Genomic DNA, 17,729 nt, shown 5'->3' on the forward strand with positions numbered 1-17,729 from the left:
GGGGCTGTGGCCGCGGGCCCGGTGAGGGCTTCGCCGCCGCGGTCAGTGTAGCGGGTGGAGATCCGGAGGCCATCGGGTTGCTGAGGTCGTTGATCGACTGCGGTCCGAATGCTCGCCGTGTGGGCACCGGCTCGCCGGGCAGCCGTGGGGTTCTTGTTCCCTGGTGCCTTCCCGGCCGGTTCGCCGTGGTGGGCTCCGGCTGGAGCCGTTCGCCGGGTGCCGCTGCCGTCCGTCCTGGACCCGTTGCCGTCCGGTCCGTCCTTGGCGTCGTTCCGTTTCCGTTTCCGTCTCCGCGGCGGTAAGGGGAGGCCGTGGTCTTGTCACAGGCCCGGGGCGCCCCACAGGGGGAACCAGCGGCCCAGGTCTTCCTCGATGCGGAGGTCGTCCTTGATGGCCGCCTTGATCTGGAGCTCCAGTGGGTTGTCCCGCTTCTCGCCGGGGAGGGGCGCGAAGGGGTAGAAGGTGCCGCGCTTGTAGAGGTACACCAGCGCGAGCGCGCGCTGGTCGGTGTCGTGGAAGGTGACGAGCGAGCAGAGGAGTTGGGGGCCGAAGCCGCTGTCCTGCAGGGCAGTGTTCACCGCGTGCAGATCGTTCACCAGGGCGGGGAGTTCCTCCGGAGCGCGGTGGGACAGCAGCCAGGAGTAGCCGAAGGCGTCACGGATCAACTCCACGGGTACGCCGCCGCGTTCGGAGTCCGCGTCCAAGAGGGCCTGGACCTCCTGGCGGACCTGGTTGAACGCGCCGCCCTCGATGGTGGCGAAGCACACCGAGCCCGCCCCGGTCGGGGTGAAGCCGGCGGCCGCCTGGAGAGTGATCGCCGCCGAGGGGAGGCCGAAGAGCTGGTCGAGGTCGGGGCGGACGGGTTTGCTCCGGCCGAGCAGCGCGTTCCAGAAGCCCGGTGTGCCGCCCCGGCCCCGTCCCTTGGCCTCTCGACGTGCTCTCATCGCCGTTCGCCACCCCCGCCGCCGCCCAGTCGTGCGGCGATCTCCGCCAGCGCCTCCAGTCGGCGTTCCAGGGTCGGGTGGGTGGAGAACATCGCGGCCACCGCCGTACCCGGTCGCAGTGCCGGCGTGAAGAAGAACGCGTTGAACGCCTGGGCGGTGCGCAGGTCCCGGGTGGGGATGCGGGCCACGTCACCGCTCACCTTCGTCAGCGCCGAGGCCAGGGCGGACGGCTTGCCGGTGAGCATGGCCGCGGCGCGGTCGGCGGCGAGTTCGCGGTACCGGGACAGGGCCCGGATCAGCAGGAAGCTGAGGGCGTAGACGAGCGCGGAGACCGCCATGACCATCGCCAGCACGGCCGCCGTGTTCTGGTCGCGCCGCCCGCCGAACAGCTGCGAGTAGAAGGCGAACCGGACGACGAGCCCGGCCAGCACTCCCAGGAACGAGGCGACGGTGATCACCGCCACGTCCCGGTGCGCGACATGGGACAGCTCGTGCGCGAGGACGCCTTCCAGTTCCTCCGTCTCCAGGCGCCGCAGCAGCCCGGTGGTGACGCAGACGACGGCGTGATCGGCGTTCCGGCCGGTTGCGAAAGCGTTGGGCAGGTCCATGTCGGAGACGGCGACCCGTGGCTTCGGCATGTCCGCGGTGGCGCACAGCCGGTCCACGGCCCCGTGCAACTGCGGCTGCTGTTCCGGGGTGACGAGATGGCCGCGCATCGCGTAGAGGGCGATCCGGTCCGAGAACCAGTACTGGGCGCCCAGCAGCCCTGCCGCGATGACGATCACCAGGACCAGTGATTCCAGCAGCACGATCAGCGCGGCGACGAACGCCACGTACACCAGCCCGAGCAGGAACATCGTGAGCCCCATACGGGCGGTCAGCCCGCGGTCGGGCTCGAAACGGCTGCGCATCGTCATCACCCCGGGATCAGGCCCTCGTCGGTGAGCAGGTCCCGCACCTGGCGCAGGCTCGTGTCCTCGTCGGGCAGGACCAGGTCCGAGACGGTGATCATCTCGTCCGGCAGCCGGGTGCCGAGCTCGCGCACCGTCCCCACCAGAGCCGACAGCGCGGCGGCAAACGCTTGCGCGTCGTCCGTCCGCACGGCCGACTGGAGCGCCGCGTCGAGCCGGTTGAGGCGGTCGAGATGCTCCTCGGCGATCTCGTACTGGCCGTCGCCGAGAATGCGCGCGATCATCATGTCCCCTCCCGGTGGTCCGGCGGGCGCGGGTTCTTCCGGGCCGCGCCGGCTTCCCGCCCCGCTTCCCCGGCTGCCGCGGCCTCTCCGGCTTGCCCGACTTCCCCGGCGTCATGGACGTGCCTGTCCTCCGGTGCCGCCCGGTCTCCGGTGCGGTCCCCGGCCTCCGCCGGGCCGCCGCCCTCGACCGCCGCCCGGCCCGGGGACGAGGCGAGCTGCGCCTTCATCCGGGCCAGCTCGGTCTCCACGTCCCCCTCCGCCGTCACGGCGTCGAGCTCGGCCCGCAGGTCGTCGCGGCCGGCCGGCAGCGTGGCGTCCTCCAGCGCTCCGGACGCCATCAGCTCGTCCAGGGCGCCGGAGCGTGCCTGCAACTGCTCGGTCTTGTCCCGGGCGCGCTCCACGGCCAGGCCGACGTCGCCCATCTCCTCGCCGATGCCGGTGACCGTCTCGCTGATACGGGTCTGGGCCTCCGCGGCCGTGTAACGGGCCTTGATCGTCTCCTTGCTGGTGCGGAAGGTCTCGGTCTTCGCCTGGAGACGCCGCGCGGCCTGGGCGAGCTTCTCCTCCTGAGCCAGCAGCGACGCGTGCTCGTCCCGCAGTTCCATGATCCGCGCGTCGGCGGCCGTGCGGCGGTCGAGAGCCTCGCGGGCGAGATCCTCGCGCCCGGCGGCGAGCGCCTGTTCCGCCTGGTCCCGCAGGCTCTCCGACGACTGCCGCAGCCGCTGCGCCTGTTGCTCGACGCGCTTGCGGGCGGACGCCACCTCGGCCAGGCCGCGGCGCACCTTCTGGAGCAGTTCGAGCTGCTGCTGGTAGGAGTAGTCCAGGGTCTCGCGGGGATCCTCGGCCCGGTCCAGAGCCTTGTTCGCCTTCACCTGGAACAGTCCGGCGACGCGTTGGGCGATGCTGGGCACGGCGGTCGCCCTCCTCTCCGTATGAGCGATCCGGATGTCCGAGTGTCCGGGTCGTGCCGGTGAAAACCAGACGGGCGGTGGCGGGGCCGGTCGTGCGCGGGAGTCGTGGTGCGGGCCTCGCGCTGCGGAGGCCATGGGTGCGAGGGCTGCGGTGCGGGAGCTCCGGTGCGGCCGGACGTCGCCACCCTCCCAGGCTTCCTCCGGAGGGACGGCGCGCGACAGGGCCGGGTGGTACCTGCTTGGGGAGCCGGGAGCCGGGAGCCGGGAGCCGGGAGCCGGGAGCCGGGAGCCGGGAGCCGGGGCTACGAGGCGTGATCCATGGGCCGGGGCCGGGGCCGGGCTCACGAGGCGTGATCCGAAAGCCGTGGCCGCGTCGCCCCCTGCCGCGGGGCGGGGCGGGGAACGGGCAGGTCGGGCAGCAGGCGGAGGACTGGTAGCGGCCGCCCCGGGTAGGGGAGCGTGCAGCATGATCTCCTCAGCTGCCGATGGTCGCGGGCCCATACCCCGCCGGGACGCGCGCCGCAGGCCGTCGCGGCGCGTGCGGCTCCCCCTGCCGGCCTCCGACCCCGGACTGCTGCGCCTCACGGCCGCACTCCGCACCGTGCTGTCCGTCGGGCTGACCCTGGCGGTGCTGGCGCTGCTGGGCCTTCCGTTGCGGATCCAGGTGACCGGGGCCATGGCGGCGCTGATCTCGACCTTCGCGGTGAGCGAGACGCGCCTCCGCGACCAGGCTGTGACGCTCGCGCTCGGGCTGCCGGTCGCCGGCGCGACGGTCGCCGCCGGTACGGCCCTGGCGCCGCACCGGGTCGCCGCCGACGCCGTCTTCGTCCTGGTCATCTTCGGCGCCGTGTACGTACGGAGGTTCGGGCTGCGCGGCAAGGCGCTCGGGATGATCGCCTTCCAGATGTTCTTCATCGCGCAGTTCGTGCAGGTGGAGACGGGGCTGCTGGCGCAGGTGGGGCTGGCGCTGCTGGTGGCCTTCGGCTGCGGGGCGCTCGTACGGTTCGGGTTGCTGCGCGTGACACCCGAACAGACACTCGACCTGCTCATGGGCTCGTTCCGCACCCGGCTGCGGCAGGCGGTCGGCGCCATGGCCGCCCTGGCCGAGGCGGCGGATGCGGTGCGGGCGGCGGATGCGGCGCGGGCAACTGAAACGGCGGAAGCGGCCGAGCGGGGCGGGCCGGCCGCGGAGCCGGCCATGGAGCCGGCCATGGAGCCGGCCGGCAGCGGGCCCGAACGCGCCGCCCGGGAGCGCGCCGAGCGGCGCCTGCGGCAGCGGATCGTACGCCTGCACGAGGGCGCGCTGATGATCCAGGACCGGCTGGAGGACAGCACCCCCGACGCCTCCACCGCGGCGGCCGTACAGCGTCGTATCGCCGGCATGGAGGTCACCGCCGAGCGGCTGGCCGCCGTGCTGCTGGACGCCGAACGCCCGCCGCACACCTCCGTGGTCACCGTCCGGCTGCGCGAACTGTACGAGGCCGTCGGCCGGGACTGGCTGCAGAAGCGCACGCCGGTGGGGCTCGCCCACGTACGGGACCGGCTGCTCGGCTACCGCGAGAGCGAGAACCTCGCCGGGCTCCCGGCCGGCGACCAGGAAGCGCTGCGCGCCATGGGCGAGTTGGCGTTCAGCGTGCTGGGGCTGCGGGTCGCGCTGGGCGCCGCGGACGGAGACGACGAGAACGACAGCCCCCGCACCCGCCAGTACCGCGAGGAACTGGAGACCGAGGAGCTGTCCCGGCGGGCCGAGAGCGACGCGCGGACGGAGAGCGGTCCGAACGGCGCGCGGGGCACCCGGGGCGCGAAGGACACCCGGGACACGCGGGGCCACGGGCGGCGCGAGGAGGAACACCCGGAAGGGGGCGGCACGTCCGACGGCACCGACCGGCAGGACGGGACCGGAGGGGGCGCCGGGCCCGGGACCGGCCCCGACGCCCCCTCCGGGAAGAGGACGAGCGACCCGCAGGACGACGAGCAGGCCGCGGAACCACGCGGACTGCGGCGGCCGAGCACCCGCACGGCCTTCCAGGTCACCGTCGGCTCGGCGATGGCCATCGTCGGCGGTGAACTGCTGTCGCCGCAGCGCTGGTACTGGGCCGTGCTGACCTGCTGGGTGGTCTTCCTCGGCACCGCCTCCACCGGCGAGATCCTCGTCAAGGGCTACCGCCGCCTGGCCGGTACGGCCGTCGGCGTGGTGGCGGGCGCCGGGCTCACCGGGCTCGTGGCCGGCCACACCGGTGTGTCCTTCGCGCTGATCCTCTTCTGCGTCTTCGCCGCCTTCTACTTCGCGCCCGTCTCGCACACCCTGACGTCGTTCTTCATGACGGCGATGCTCGGTCTGCTCTTCACCCTCCTCAACACCTACAGCCGGGACATCTTCGTGCTGCGCGTCGAGGAGACCGCGATCGGCGTCGTCTGCGGGCTCACGGCCGCGCTGCTGGTGCTGCCGATCCGGACCGCCGAGCACACCGACGAACTTCTCCGCACGGTGCTGGAACGGATGAGCGACGTCACGCAGGAGGCGGTACGGCGGCTCAGCGGTGAGCGGCCGGGCGGTTCCGGTTCCGGTGCGCCCGCGGCCGTCCCGTCCGCCCCGTCCGTCCCGTCCGTCCCGTCCGTCCCGTCCGTCCCGTCCGTCCCGTCCGCCCCGTCCGTCGATCTGCTGGAGGCGGCGCGGGAACTCGACGACGCCCTGGACGAACTCCGGTCCGCCGTCCAGCCGCTGACCCACCCCGTCAGCCCGCTGCGCTCGCGGAGCCAGAACGCCCGCTACGTCGTCACGCTGCTGGACAGCGCCGCGTACCACGCGCGCGGACTCGCCGCGGTCGCCGAACAGCTGACCGGGGACAGCCGCATCACGCCCGACCCCCGCGTCGCCGCCGCGGCCGGGCGGCTCTCCCGCAACCTGCGGACGCTCACCCGCAGCCTGGAGGAGCCGGAGGAGCAGCAGGACGAGGCGCTGCTGCCGGGCTCCGACACGCTCACCATCGCGGTCATCGAGCATCCCTCCCGTTCACCGGTCGGTGCGCGGGTGGCCCGGCACATCCAGCGGCTGGACGAGATCGTCATCGGCCTGGCCGAGCCGCTGGGCGTACGGGTGGAGGGTGCCGGGACGCAGGCGGTCAGGGCCTCGTCACGGTGATCCGGTGGGTGCCGTCCGGATCCCGGCCGGTGACCTCCACGGCGACGCCCGTCCGCGCGTCCCGGTAGCGCTCGCCGACCCCGAAGGGGGCGTCGGTCAGCTCCGCTGCGACGTTCGGCAGCCGGGCGCAGCCGCCGCTGGCGGGGGTGCTGTCCCGGACCTCGACGGGGCCCCGGCCGGTCTCCACCCGGGTGTCGACCCAGTAGACCAGCACCCCGGGCTTGCACACGGCCTCGTCGTTGCCCGATTGGGTACGGACCTCGACCGCGTAGCCCGTGCTGTCGGTGACCGGTACGTACACGAGTTTCGTCTCTTTGGCCGGCTTACCCGGCCCGGTCTGCTCGGCCTGTTCGGTCTGCTCCGTCCGCATGGACTGCTTGACGGCGTCCGGCCCCGGCGGTGCGGCCCGCCCCGGCTGCCCGCCCGGTGATCCCGGTTCGGTGCGTGCCTTCCCGCCGTGCTCCCGGCCCGCTCCGCCCTCCTCCCCGTCGGCCGCGGCCTGCTCGTAGACGTCGTGGACGTCCGTCCACCCGCCCCCGTCCCCGCCCGTGTCCCGCTCCCCGAGCGGCCGGATCGTGTGGTGGCTGCGGCCGCTGCCGTCCGCGCACTCCACGTGCCGGCCGTCGTCCAGCCAGCCGAGCTTGCGCTTGTGCCAGCCGAGGAAGTCGTTCCCCGGCCCCCAGTCCTCGGACATCAGGTCCCAGTGGCCGGCCTTGTTGCCGCCGTCGTCGTCGGTGTAGAGGTCGGGCAGGCCCAGCGAATGGGCGTTCTCGTGCGGCAGCACCCGGTACGCGTTGGCCGCGGCGCCCGGTGAACCGTCGTTCTGGCGGCTGTAGATGAACGAGATGCGGTTGAGGGGTACGCCGTCGGCCCGCGGGGCGTCGGCCACGCCGGTGAAGCTGACGGACAGCACGGTCTCCGCGGCGGACGGTCCCGCGTTGGGGGTGACCAGCACGTTGATCAGGTCGTAGAGGCCGAAGTCGATCCGGTCGTCGGCGGCCTTCGCGAGGTCGTCGATGAGCCTCCGGTACCCCGGTTCGTAGCCGGCCCCGCGTTCGATGCCGTACGAGGAGAACGGGCGCGGCATCCGCAGCCAGCCCTTGACGGGCGTCTCGGCGCGGTAGTCGAGGGCGCCGTAGGAGCTGGTCTCGTACCAGTCGGCGGTGGCCGGGAAGAACTCGGCGAAGCGTTCGCGGGCGCTGCCCTCGCCCCGGGCGTCCGGGAAGTCGATCATCAGGGTCAGGGCGCGGAGCGTGCCGGTGCTGGGGGCGTGCCCCGGCGGGGTGGGGATCCCCTCGGACATCTGTATGCCCTCGGCACGACCCGGGACGCAGGCGGCGCCGGTCTGCGCCAGGGACGGGGCCCCCGGGCCGGGGTGGGTGACGGGGACGGCGGTCGGCGCTGCCGCCATGGATATGGACATGGACGTGAGGGCGAGCGCGGCCGTCGTCAGCCGGGGCCGCGACCGGGACCGCGAGGCGGACGGAGACGGGGACGGAGACGGGGACGGAGACGGGGACGGAGACGGGGACGGAGACGGGGACGGAGACGGGGACGGGGGTGCGCCCGGGCACGCGGAGGCTTCAGGAGCGGGGGCCCGGGAGACGCGGCGCAGGGGGTGCGCGCCCCGCGCTCGCGCGGGGCCCGTGCGCGGGCCGGTGCGGGAACCGGTGTCGTGGCCCCGGTGGGTGCGCTCGTCCGGGCGGGTGCCGTCGGTGCCGCCCGGGTGGGGGACGTCCTGCTGCATGCGGCCGCCTTCGTGATCGGGGCGGCCGTGCTGCGCCCCGGCCGCTCTCTGGTGTGATCACCGTGCGCCGAATGACCGTACGGGCGCGCGCGGTGAGCGGCCGAACGTGGGGAAACGGTGCTCCGATCGGGGGCCGGGAGGAGCGGCGGGGTTTCCCGGCCGGGTGCTCTCACGAACGAGTGACGGGCATCACAGTGCTACCCGAAATAACCGGGGACCTGCTCCCCGTTCTTGACAAGTGTTCCGCCGAACCGGGGAAGACCTCCCCGGTTCCGGGCGGAACGCCGAAGCACGAGTGCCGAGGAGAACGAGACCGGGACGGGAAGCCGGAAGAGCCGGAGCCCGGAAGCCGCAAGCCAGGAACCAGAAGCCGGAAGGAGTGCCGTCGTGAACCCCGTCGCCGCCACGCCGATGAGCAGGACGGAACCGCGCCTGCGGGCCGACGCCCTCCGCAACAGGGAGCGGATCGTCGCGGCGGCCCGGGAGATGTTCGTTGAGCACGGGCCGGACATCCCGCTCGACGAGGTCGCCCGCCGCGCCAAGGTCGGCAACGCGACGCTCTACCGGCACTTCACCGACCGGCGCGAGCTGGTCCGCCGCGTCACCCTTCACGTCACCCACCGGGTCGCCGACGAGGCGGCCGCGGCGCTCGCGGAGGAGGCGGACGGCTTCGAAGCGCTCAGCCGCTTCGTCCACGCGGCCGTCGCCGAGCGGATCGGCGCCCTGTGCCCGCTGCTCGCGGGGGAGGCGTGGGAGGACGGGGAACTGTCCGCGGCGCGCGAGCGGCTGGAGCTGGCGGTCGAAGCGCTGATGGAGAGCGCCAAGAGCTGCGGGCGGCTGCGGGCCGACATCGAGATCGGCGATCTCATGGTGGTTCTCACGCAGCTCACCCGTCCGCTGCCCTCCAGCGGCTGCCTGGACTTCGACAGCTTCGTCCACCGGCACCTGCAGCTCTTCCTGGACGGGCTCCAGAGCCCCGCCCGTTCCGAACTCCCCGGCTCCGCCGCGACCTTGGAGGACCTCCGGCAGAGACGCTGACACCCCCCGGCGCGCCGGAGAACGGCCCAACCACCACCAGGCCGCATCGCACAAGCCCCAGACCTCACCCCTGGGGCCGAGACCCGGACCCAGCCCGAGACCCAGACCCCAGCCCACTCCACAGCCGACCAGCCCGCGGAATCCGGCGGATCAGGGATTCCGCGTCCCCAAGGACCCCGCCGTCCCCACCCGGCGCCGGGCCCGCGGCCGTTCACGCCCGGAAGCGTGCGCTCCCCCCGGGGAGCGCCATGACCACTCCGGTGCACGCCCGGCCCTCTCCCCCCACACGTATTGCCGGCCGAAGTTCCTCTGGGCGCTTCGCCACTTCGCCCGACCGTCACTTCGCCATGCGTCACTTCGTCTACTTCGTACCGACACTCTCGCACCGACGTTCGTACCGAAATCCGTACCGGAATCCGCACCAACAGGGGGGACCCGTCATGCCCGACATCGAACAGCGGCAGACACCCGATCCACAGCGCTGGAAGGCGCTGGTCTTCATCGCGCTCGCCCAGCTCATGGTGGTGCTCGACGCGACCATCGTGAACATCGCCCTGCCCTCCGCCCAGGCCGACCTGGGCATTTCCGACGGTAACCGGCAGTGGGTCATCACCGCCTACGCCCTCGCGTTCGGCGGTCTGCTGCTCTTCGGCGGCCGGGTCTCCGACCTCTGGGGCCGCCGGCGCACCTTCGTCATCGGCCTCGTCGGCTTCGCCGTCGCCTCGGCGCTCGGCGGTGCCGCCGTCAACACGGCGATGATGCTCGGTGCCCGCGCCCTCCAGGGCGTCTTCGGCGCGCTGCTCGCCCCGGCCGCGCTCTCGCTGCTGGCGGTGACCTTCACCGAGGCCCGGGAGCGGGCCAAGGCGTTCGGTATCTACGGCGCCATCGCGGGCGGTGGCGGAGCCATCGGCCTGATCCTCGGCGGACTGCTCACCGAGTACCTCGACTGGCGCTGGACCTTCTACGTCAACATCCCGTTCGCGGTCGTCGCCGCCGCGGGCGCGCTCCTCGTCATCAAGGAGCCGGCCGAGGGCCGCAACCCGTCGCGGCTGGACGTGCCCGGGGTCCTGCTGGCGACCTCCGGCCTGGTCGCCCTCGTCTACGGATTCACCCGTGCCGAGGCCGACGGCTGGAGCGCCGGGCCGACGATCGGCCTGCTCACCGCGGCGGGCGTCCTCCTCATCGCGTTCGCCGCAGTCGAGTCCCGGGTGCGCAACCCGCTGCTGCCGCTGCGCGTGGTGACGGAACGGAACCGGGGCGGCGTCTATCTGTCGCTGGGCCTGGCGATCATCGGCATGTTCGGGCTGTTCCTCTTCCTGACGTACTACCTCCAGGTCGTGAAGGCCTACAGTCCCGTCACCACCGGCCTGGCGTTCCTGCCGATGGTCGCGGGCATGATCACCGGTTCCACGCAGATCGGTGCCCGGCTGATGAACCGGGTCCGGCCGCGGCTGCTGATGGCTCCGGGCTTCCTGGTCGCCGCGCTCGGCCTGCTGATCCTGACCCGGATCGACGTCGGGACCCCGTACGCGACCGTCATCCTGCCCGGACTGGTGCTCATGGGCCTCGGCATGGGCACGGCCTTCATGCCGGCCATGAGCCTGTCCACGCACGGGGTGCAGCCGCAGGACTCGGGCGTCGCCTCGGCCATGGTCAACACGTCGCAGCAGGTCGGCGGCGCCATCGGGACCGCGCTGCTGAACACCATCGCGGCCAGCGCCACCACGGCGTACGTCACCTCGCACGCGGCCGGTGCCGGTTCCGCCGCCGGGGCCGTCGAGGCCCTGCGGCTCCAGGCGATGGTGCACGGCTTCACGACGGCGATCTGGTGGGCGGTGGCCATTCTGGTGCTGGCGGCGGTGGCCGCGTTCACGCTGGTCAACGCCGGACGGCAGGGCCCCGCGGTGGCCACCGGCCCGCGCGGCAACGGGCAGGACGGCCGGGAGCCGGGGGAGGGGGAGCGGGGCGACGAGATCACCGTCCCGGTGCTCGCCCACTGACCGGCGCGAGCCGCGACGCGGTACGGAGCGGTACCGGCCGGGACTGACCCGCGGCCCTCTCCGGACCCTCATCCCGGGAAGGACCTCGCTTCGGGGGGAGCGAGGTCCTTCCCTTTGGCGCAGGCCCGTTTCCGCCGCCGCGCCCATGACGCTTCCCCGCCGGCGCCCGGGCCTCACCGCCGCCGTTGCGGCACGCCCCCGGCGGCCCGGGCGCCCTCAGCGAAGCCAGGGGAGATCGGCGTCAGCACGGTCGGGCTGGAGCCCTTCGGCCACCAACCGGCAGATCTCACCCAGCTGTTCGACCTGCTGAGGGCTGAGCCGGTCGAACAGCGCGGCCCGTACAGCCGCCACATGGCCCGGCGCCGCGCCTTCCAGGACGGCCTTCCCCTGCTCCGTGAGGACGGCGAACTGTCCGCGCTTGTCGGACGGGCAGCTCTCCCGGCGCACCCAGCCGTTGCTCTCCAGCCGCGCTATGGCATGGGACAGCCGGGAGCGAGTGATCTTGGAGTTGCGGGCCAGTTCGGTCATGCGCATGCGCCGCTCCGGCGCCCCGGAGAGCTCGACCAGCAGGCCGTAGTAGACGTGCGGCATTCCCGCGTCGCGCTGCAACTGGCGGTCGAGATGGTCGTCCAGCAGGGCCGTCGCGTGCAGATACGCCTGCCAGGTGCACTGTTCTTCGTCGCTGAGCCAGCGGGGCTCGCCGCCGGGGGCCGTCGTCATGGTTCCACCGTACAGAAGCTTGAAGATTAAATGAAACGCCCGTACGGTGGAGTGGAACTTGAAACATCAAGCAATGGCTGTGGGGGACGGGAATCGGCAAGCAGTGCCCACGCCGAGCGCCCCAAGCCGCACCGGCGCCGCAGCAAGCACGCCGCACCAGCCGAACGAGCCGCACCAGCAGCAGTAACCGCAGCAACCGCATCAACCCGGGAGTCGTCATGTCCCCCACCGCCTCCGACGAGCGCATGCCCGCCCTCTACCTCAGCCACGGCGCTCCGCCCCTGGCCGACGACCCCGTCTGGCCCGGCGAACTCGCCGCCTGGGCGGCCGGGCTGCCCCGCCCCCGCGCGATCCTGATGGTCTCCGCCCACTGGGAGGAAGCCCCGCTGGCCCTCGGTGCCACCGGGACCGTGCCCCTCGTGTACGACTTCTGGGGCTTTCCCGAGCACTACTACCGGGTCCGCTACGCCGCCCCCGGCGCCCCGGAGCTGGCCGAACGCGTCCGCAAGACCCTGCGCACCGCCGGCACCCCGGTCCAGGACGTACCCGACCGGGGCCTCGACCACGGGGCCTATGTGCCGCTCGCCGAGATGTACCCGGACGCCGACATCCCCGTCCTCCAGATCTCCCTCCCCACCCTCGCCCCGGAGCGGCTGCTGCGAATCGGCCGCAAGCTCGCGCCCCTGCGCGACGAGGGAGTGCTGATCGTCGGCAGCGGCTTCTTCACCCACAACCTGGCGGCGCTGCGCCATGCGGGCGGCGGGGTGCCGGGCTGGTCGGCCGAGTTCGACGACTGGGGGCAGCGGGCGCTGGCCGACGGCGACGTCGACGCGCTGCTCGACTTCCGGCACGCCTCCCCGGCCGGTGAACTCGCCCACCCGCGCACGGAGCACTTCGCGCCGCTCTTCGTCACCCTCGGGGCGGCCGAGGCCGCCGGGGACCTCGGCAGCGGGCGGAGCGTGATCGACGGCTTCTGGATGGGTCTGGCAAAGCGCTCGGTGCAGTTCGGCGGCTGAACCCACGGGGACCGGGACTGAGCCTCGGGACCCGCGGCGGACGCCGGCGAGCCGGGGTGCGGCCGCGGGCCGACGGGCCGGGCAGGCCGGGGACCGGTCCCTACCCCGCCTCCCCGGACCCGAGCCGCCGCTCGAACCACGCGACGTCCCAGTACCGGCCGAACTTCCGGCCCGCTTCATGGAACGTGCCGACCCGGTCGAAGCCGAAACGCTCGTGCAGTCGCACCGAGGCGGCGTTGGGCAGGGCGACCCCCGCGTAGGCGCGGCGGAGGTCCTGGCCGTCCAGGATGCGGAAGAGCTCGGTGTAGAGGCGGGTTCCGACGCCCCGGCCGCCGGCGTCCGGCGCGCAGTAGACGGTCACCTCGGTGGAGGTGGCGTAGGCCGGCTTCGGGCGGAACGGGCTGCTGGTGGCGTAGCCGAGGATCCGGCCCCCGGCGCTCCCGGGTGGTGTCTCCACGGCAACCAAAAGGCGGTGCGGACCGTCCTGTGGGTGGGAGAGCAGCCACGGGCGGCGCTGTTCGGCCGTGAAGGGCTCGGTGTCGAACGTGATGGGTGTCTCACGCACATAGTGGTTGTAGAGGTCCGTCAGCTGCTGGAGGTCCTGCTCCCCACCCGGTCTGACCTGCACTTCTGTACGCCGACTCGCCATTGTTCCCCCATATGTGGCCGGACAGGGTACTGCATGATCGGGAAAACCGGTGGTCGGCATGGGAATTCTGTCCGGATTGCAGTCGTTGTTTCCATCGGAACGGGCACCCGGTTGGGTGTACCGCCGCCACAGACCGCGACCTACTCATCGTAAGGGAGCACGCATGGCAACCCGTGCCGTCGCCCGTCGTCAGCCCACCGCCTCCGGTGTGGATGACCGGGCCAGCAGTGTTCGCGCCGTAGGCGAGATCGCCGATCGCGACCTGGTCGGCATGTACCTCGACGAGATCGCGCGCACGCCCCTGCTCGACGCCGCCAAGGAGGTCGAGCTGTCCCAGGCCATCGAGGCGGGCGTCTACGCCCGGCAGATCCTCGACGGAGACGTCGGCGCGGACAGCGGGGCCGCCCGGCCCGAGGCCAACGCCGCCGGGGCGAGCCGCGAAGAGCTGGAGGCGATCGCCGCCGAGGGCGAGCGCGCCAAGGACGTCTTCATCCGCTCCAACCTCCGGCTCGTCGTCGCCGTGGCGCGCCGCTACCCGCGCAGCGGGCTCCCCCTGCTCGACCTCATCCAGGAGGGCAACGCCGGCCTGGTGCGCGCGGTCGAGAAGTTCGACTACACCAAGGGCTTCAAGTTCTCCACGTATGCCACGTGGTGGATCCGTCAGGCCATCACCCGCTCCATCGCGGACCAGTCCCGGACCATCCGGCTGCCGGTCCACCTGGTCGAGGAGCTGGGACGCATCCGGCGCGTGCAGCGGGAGTTCAACCGCGAGCACGGCCGCGAGCCGGACCACTCCGAGATCGCCAAGGAGCTGGGCGCCAAGACCGAGCGGATCACGGACGTGCTCGACTGGGCCCGTGACCCCGTCAGCCTCAACATGTCCGTGGACGACGAGGGCGAGACCCAGTTCGGCGACCTGCTGGAGGACACCTCCGCCGCCTCGCCCGAGCAGTCCGTGATGATCATGCTCCGCCGTGAGGAGCTGGACGACCTCATCGGCAAGCTCGACGACCGCACCGCGTCGATCATCAAGATGCGGTACGGCATCGACGACGGCAAGGAGCGCACGCTCACGGAGGTCGGCAAGCAGCACGGCCTCACCCGCGAGCGGATCCGGCAGATCGAGAAGCACGCCCTGCTGGAACTCAAGAAGATGGCCCGCGACACGGGCTTCGACGCGGCGGCCTGACGGCCGCCCCGGCGGCGGGAACGGCCCGCTCCGCCGCCTCACCGCGCAGAGCCCCGGCGCCCCCCGGCGACCGGGGCTCTGCGCGCGCCGCCACCGGAGAGCACGGAGAACGGGAGACCGGCGGAGCCGTACTCTGGACAAATGAGCACCCCCGCCGCACCAGGCCCCGGCCCCGCATCCCGCCCCGCGCGCCGCGATCCGGCCGACTCCCTCGTCTTCGACGATCCGCTCGCGCAGCCGTCCGCCGACGACACCGACAGCGGCTGGGGTGAGCGGCCGGCGAGCGGTGACAGCGCCGCCGACCTCGCCCGGTTCCTGGACGAGAAGCCGCCGCACCACATCTGAGCCCGCCGCCCTCGCCCCCGCCGGAGCCGCCCTTCCGGACGCGCTGCCGCGCCCGTGAACGCCGGCTACTTCGGGCTGGGAACCCGGGAAGCGGAGCCGCCCCGCTGGGCGATCAGCTCGTCGCGGATCTCCCGCAGCAGCACGATCTCGGCGGCCTCCGCCTGGGCCTGCTTCTCCTCCACCTGCTTCTGCCGGGCCGCTTTGCGGGCGAGGAATCTCGCCATCGGCAGCACCATGAGGAAGTACACGACCGTCGCGGTGATCAGGAAACTCAGCGTGGCGCTGAGCACGGTCCCCCACATGATCGGAATGCCCGTGACGACCTCGCCTGCCTGATCGGTCTTGCAGGGACCGTCGAGGCAGGAGCGGTACCGGTCCAGATCCTTGGTGCCGAAGGCGCCCACCACGGGGTTGATGAGTCCCTTCACCACCGAGTTGACCACGTTGGTGAACGCGGTGCCGATGACGACCGCGACCGCGAGGTCGATGACGTTCCCCCGCATCAGGAAGGCCTTGAAGCCCTCCCACACACTCTGCTTGTCCTCGTTCACGGACCGTCTTTCCCTTCGGTGGATCGGAACTCGGTGTTCCGAAGTGACGCGACGGCAATGGTGGACGGAGGGGGCACACCCTGTCCAACGGGGGCTTCATCGCTCGGCGAGCGTGCCGAGGGCGGGTACCGCGAGCGCCACCGCTGCCAGCGCCATGGCGGCCGGCCAGCCGCGCCGTACGTCGCTCCGTGTCCACCAGCGGCCGCCACCGAGCCGTAGTGGCCCGAATTGCGGCACATGCCTCGGCGGCGGAACCGGCTGCGGTGGCCCGACGGGCACCGTGCCGCTCCACTCCCGTCCGGCGCCGCCCCGTCCGGCTTCGCTCCACTCCCGTCCGGCGCGGCCCCACTCCGGTCCGCCCCCGTTTCCGTACCGTCCGTGCCCCTCCCCGTGTTCCTGCCCGCGCCCGGAAAGCGGCGGCCCGGCCCGGTGGTGCGGCCCCGGTCGCGGGGGCAGCGGCCCGGTGCGTTCGGTGTACCTGCGCTCCCCGGCCCCGGGCGGCGCGATGGTCTGCCCGGGGGCGGAGGCGCGCCGATACAGGGGGCGGTCATCGGGCAGGGATCGATCACCGGGCAGCGGAAGAACGCCGGACAGGGCGAGGTGCTCGGGCGTGCCGGTGTACTCGGACATGAGGGTCACCACCTGGGCGAAGAGGGCCGGATCTCGGTTCCGCCCTCACGATGCCCTCGTTTCCCGCACGCCGCCGGAGCTTGTGGACAACCGACGGGTTGTGGACAACTCGCTCACCCACAGGGGCCACATGGGTCGCGGAGACACAGCCCCGCCGATGACGCCGGACCGCCCGGCCCCGGCCCCCGCACCCGGCTCATGCCCGGGTACTCCGCCCCGGGCGCTCCAGTCCGGCACTCCGACCCGGGCGCCGTCCCCCCGGAGCGAAGCGCCCGGCACCCCGCCAGCCGCGCCCCGTCAGGGCAGCTTGATCCCCGTGTCCAGGCCCTGCAGCGCCGTCGTGCACAGGCAGTCCCGCGCACCGGTCTCCGGCAGGGCCTCGACGGCGTCGAAGATCAGCGGCCGAAGCCGCCCGATGTTCTCGGCGAACACCTTCATGACCTCCGTGTGGGAGACGCCCTCGCCCGTCTCGGCGCCCGCGTCCAGGTCGGTGACCAGTGCGATCGAGGTGTAGCAGAGGCCCAGTTCACGGGCGAGTACGGCCTCCGGGTGACCGGTCATGCCGACCACGGACCAGCCCTGCGCCGCGTGCCAGCGCGACTCGGCGCGCGTGGAGAAGCGGGGCCCTTCGACGACCACGAGCGTCCCGCCGTCGACGGGCTCCCAGTGGCGCCCGCGCGCCGCCGCCAGGGCCGCCTGCCGCCCGGCCGGGCAGTAGGGGTCGGCGAAGGTGACGTGCACGACGTTGGGCACCGAGCCGTCCGGCAGGGGCTCGCCGTCGAAGTACGTCTGGATCCGGGACTTCGTCCGGTCCACGACCTGGTCCGGTACGAGGAGTGTGCCGGGGCCGTACTCCTCGCGCAGTCCGCCCACCGCGCACGGTGCGAGCACCTGGCGGACACCGGCCGCGCGCAGGGCCCAGAGGTTCGCCCGGTAGTTGATGCGGTGCGGCGGCAGATGGTGCTTGCGGCCGTGCCGGGGGAGGAACGCCACGCTCCGGCCGGCTATCTCGCCGAGGAACAGGGAGTCGCTCGGGGCGCCGTAGGGGGTGTCGACGGTGATCTCGGTCACGTCGTCGAGGAGGGAGTAGAACCCCGACCCGCCGATGACCCCGATCTCCGCCAGAGGGCCCGTGCTGTTCGCGTGTGTGCTGCTGGTCTCCGCCATGCCCGTTACCTTACGGGCGCACGGCAACGCCGGTCCGCCGTCCTCCGGGAAGGAACGGTGACCGGCGTGCACGCGAACGCGAAACGGCAGGTGCCAGGCGGGCGGCAGGCCAACGCCGAGCGGGCGTCAGGCCGGCCTCAGGCGGCCGACGAGCCGGCCGAGCCCCCGGACGACGAGGCCGTCGAGGAGGACGCCGAACCGGAGGACGAGCCGGAGCCGGAACCCGAGCCCGAACCGGATCCCGCGGACGACGAGCCGCTGTCGCTCTTCGCCTTCGGCGACGAGGAGGCGCTGCTGGACGACGAGGCGCCCCGGCTGTCGGTCCGGTAGAAGCCGGAGCCCTTGAAGACGACACCGACCGCGGAGAACACCTTGCGCAGGCGCCCCTCGCACGCGGGGCACTCGGTGAGCGCCTCGTCGGTGAACTTCTGCACCGCTTCGAGGCCCTCGCCGCATTCGGTGCACTGGTACTGGTAGGTCGGCAC

Annotated in this window: 17 protein-coding genes; 6 read left to right on the plus strand and 11 right to left on the minus strand. The window is 72.8% G+C overall.

Translation table 11 applies throughout. The features are described 5' to 3' along the window. Positions 1-320 precede the first annotated feature (320 nt). The 4 genes from pspAB to IF83_RS0120895 are packed head-to-tail and all read right to left on the minus strand — an operon-like array spanning position 321 to position 3,050. Positions 321-944 carry a PspA-associated protein PspAB gene (pspAB, locus tag IF83_RS0120880; RefSeq protein WP_051723050.1) on the minus strand — a complete coding sequence of 208 codons (624 nt, stop codon included), beginning with the start codon at positions 942-944 and terminating at the stop codon, positions 321-323. Next, positions 941-1,855 (minus strand): zinc metalloprotease HtpX, encoded by a 915-nt coding sequence (gene htpX, locus IF83_RS0120885; protein ID WP_030546375.1) that lies wholly within the window; start codon positions 1,853-1,855, stop codon positions 941-943. Before htpX ends, pspAB begins: the two co-directional genes overlap by 4 nt. 5 nt (positions 1,856-1,860) lie before the next feature. Next, on the minus strand, positions 1,861-2,139 hold the full coding sequence (gene pspAA, locus IF83_RS0120890; RefSeq protein ID WP_030546377.1) for a PspA-associated protein PspAA: 279 nt from the start codon (positions 2,137-2,139) through the stop codon (positions 1,861-1,863). Next, positions 2,139-3,050, minus strand: a complete 912-nt coding sequence (locus tag IF83_RS0120895; protein WP_244177144.1) for a PspA/IM30 family protein — start codon at positions 3,048-3,050, stop codon at positions 2,139-2,141. The genes pspAA and IF83_RS0120895 overlap by 1 nt, the downstream gene beginning before the upstream one ends. Before the next feature lie 466 nt (positions 3,051-3,516). Between IF83_RS0120895 and IF83_RS30485 the strand changes: the two genes are divergently transcribed. Next, positions 3,517-6,192 carry an FUSC family protein gene (locus tag IF83_RS30485; protein ID WP_078843686.1) on the plus strand — a complete coding sequence of 892 codons (2,676 nt, stop codon included), beginning with the start codon at positions 3,517-3,519 and terminating at the stop codon, positions 6,190-6,192. Here IF83_RS30485 and IF83_RS34915 read toward each other — a convergent pair. Next, the gene (locus tag IF83_RS34915) at positions 6,173-7,615 is read right to left on the minus strand and encodes a M6 family metalloprotease domain-containing protein (protein WP_244177145.1); all 1,443 of its coding nucleotides are present in this window, start codon (positions 7,613-7,615) and stop codon (positions 6,173-6,175) included. The two genes, IF83_RS30485 and IF83_RS34915, sit on opposite strands and share 20 nt — an antisense overlap. Before the next feature lie 735 nt (positions 7,616-8,350). On the opposite strand from IF83_RS34915, the gene IF83_RS0120910 reads away from it, so the two are divergent. Then, positions 8,351-8,977: a TetR/AcrR family transcriptional regulator gene (locus IF83_RS0120910; protein ID WP_030546385.1), complete on the plus strand. Its 627-nt coding sequence runs from the start codon at positions 8,351-8,353 to the stop codon at positions 8,975-8,977. 440 nt (positions 8,978-9,417) lie between these two features. Then, positions 9,418-10,977, plus strand: coding sequence for an MFS transporter (locus IF83_RS0120915; RefSeq protein WP_030546386.1), 1,560 nt, complete (start codon positions 9,418-9,420; stop codon positions 10,975-10,977). A 216-nt stretch (positions 10,978-11,193) separates the two neighbouring features. Here IF83_RS0120915 and IF83_RS0120920 read toward each other — a convergent pair whose 3' ends face one another. Then, positions 11,194-11,697, minus strand: coding sequence for a MarR family winged helix-turn-helix transcriptional regulator (locus tag IF83_RS0120920; RefSeq protein WP_030546387.1), 504 nt, complete (start codon positions 11,695-11,697; stop codon positions 11,194-11,196). A gap of 218 nt (positions 11,698-11,915) precedes the next feature. Here IF83_RS0120920 and IF83_RS0120925 point away from each other — a divergent pair, with 218 nt between their 5' ends. Then, on the plus strand, positions 11,916-12,713 hold the full coding sequence (locus IF83_RS0120925) for a dioxygenase family protein (protein WP_030546388.1): 798 nt from the start codon (positions 11,916-11,918) through the stop codon (positions 12,711-12,713). A 100-nt stretch (positions 12,714-12,813) separates the two neighbouring features. On the opposite strand, the gene IF83_RS0120930 is transcribed toward IF83_RS0120925, so the two are convergent. Continuing rightward, positions 12,814-13,362, minus strand: a complete 549-nt coding sequence (locus IF83_RS0120930; RefSeq protein WP_030546389.1) for a GNAT family N-acetyltransferase — start codon at positions 13,360-13,362, stop codon at positions 12,814-12,816. Positions 13,363-13,525: 163 nt separating this feature from the next. Between IF83_RS0120930 and IF83_RS0120935 the strand changes: the two genes are divergently transcribed. Next, positions 13,526-14,551, plus strand: a complete 1,026-nt coding sequence (locus tag IF83_RS0120935; protein WP_030546390.1) for a sigma-70 family RNA polymerase sigma factor — start codon at positions 13,526-13,528, stop codon at positions 14,549-14,551. Between the two features lie 141 nt (positions 14,552-14,692). Then, positions 14,693-14,896, plus strand: a complete 204-nt coding sequence (locus tag IF83_RS0120940) for a hypothetical protein (RefSeq protein ID WP_030546391.1) — start codon at positions 14,693-14,695, stop codon at positions 14,894-14,896. Between the two features lie 65 nt (positions 14,897-14,961). On the opposite strand, the gene mscL is transcribed toward IF83_RS0120940, so the two are convergent. The 4 genes from mscL to IF83_RS32395 form a co-directional block, all read right to left on the minus strand. Continuing rightward, positions 14,962-15,447, minus strand: a complete 486-nt coding sequence (gene mscL, locus IF83_RS0120945; protein WP_030546392.1) for a large conductance mechanosensitive channel protein MscL — start codon at positions 15,445-15,447, stop codon at positions 14,962-14,964. Between the two features lie 96 nt (positions 15,448-15,543). Next, positions 15,544-16,077 (minus strand): hypothetical protein, encoded by a 534-nt coding sequence (locus IF83_RS33305; protein WP_158711083.1) that lies wholly within the window; start codon positions 16,075-16,077, stop codon positions 15,544-15,546. Between the two features lie 297 nt (positions 16,078-16,374). Further along, the gene (locus IF83_RS0120955) at positions 16,375-17,244 is read right to left on the minus strand and encodes an S-methyl-5'-thioadenosine phosphorylase (protein ID WP_030546394.1); all 870 of its coding nucleotides are present in this window, start codon (positions 17,242-17,244) and stop codon (positions 16,375-16,377) included. Between the two features lie 137 nt (positions 17,245-17,381). Further along, positions 17,382-17,729, minus strand: coding sequence for an FmdB family zinc ribbon protein (locus IF83_RS32395; RefSeq protein ID WP_078843689.1), 348 nt, complete (start codon positions 17,727-17,729; stop codon positions 17,382-17,384).

Source organism: Streptomyces albus subsp. albus, assembly GCF_000719865.1.
GTDB lineage: Bacteria > Actinomycetota > Actinomycetes > Streptomycetales > Streptomycetaceae > Streptomyces > Streptomyces albus_E.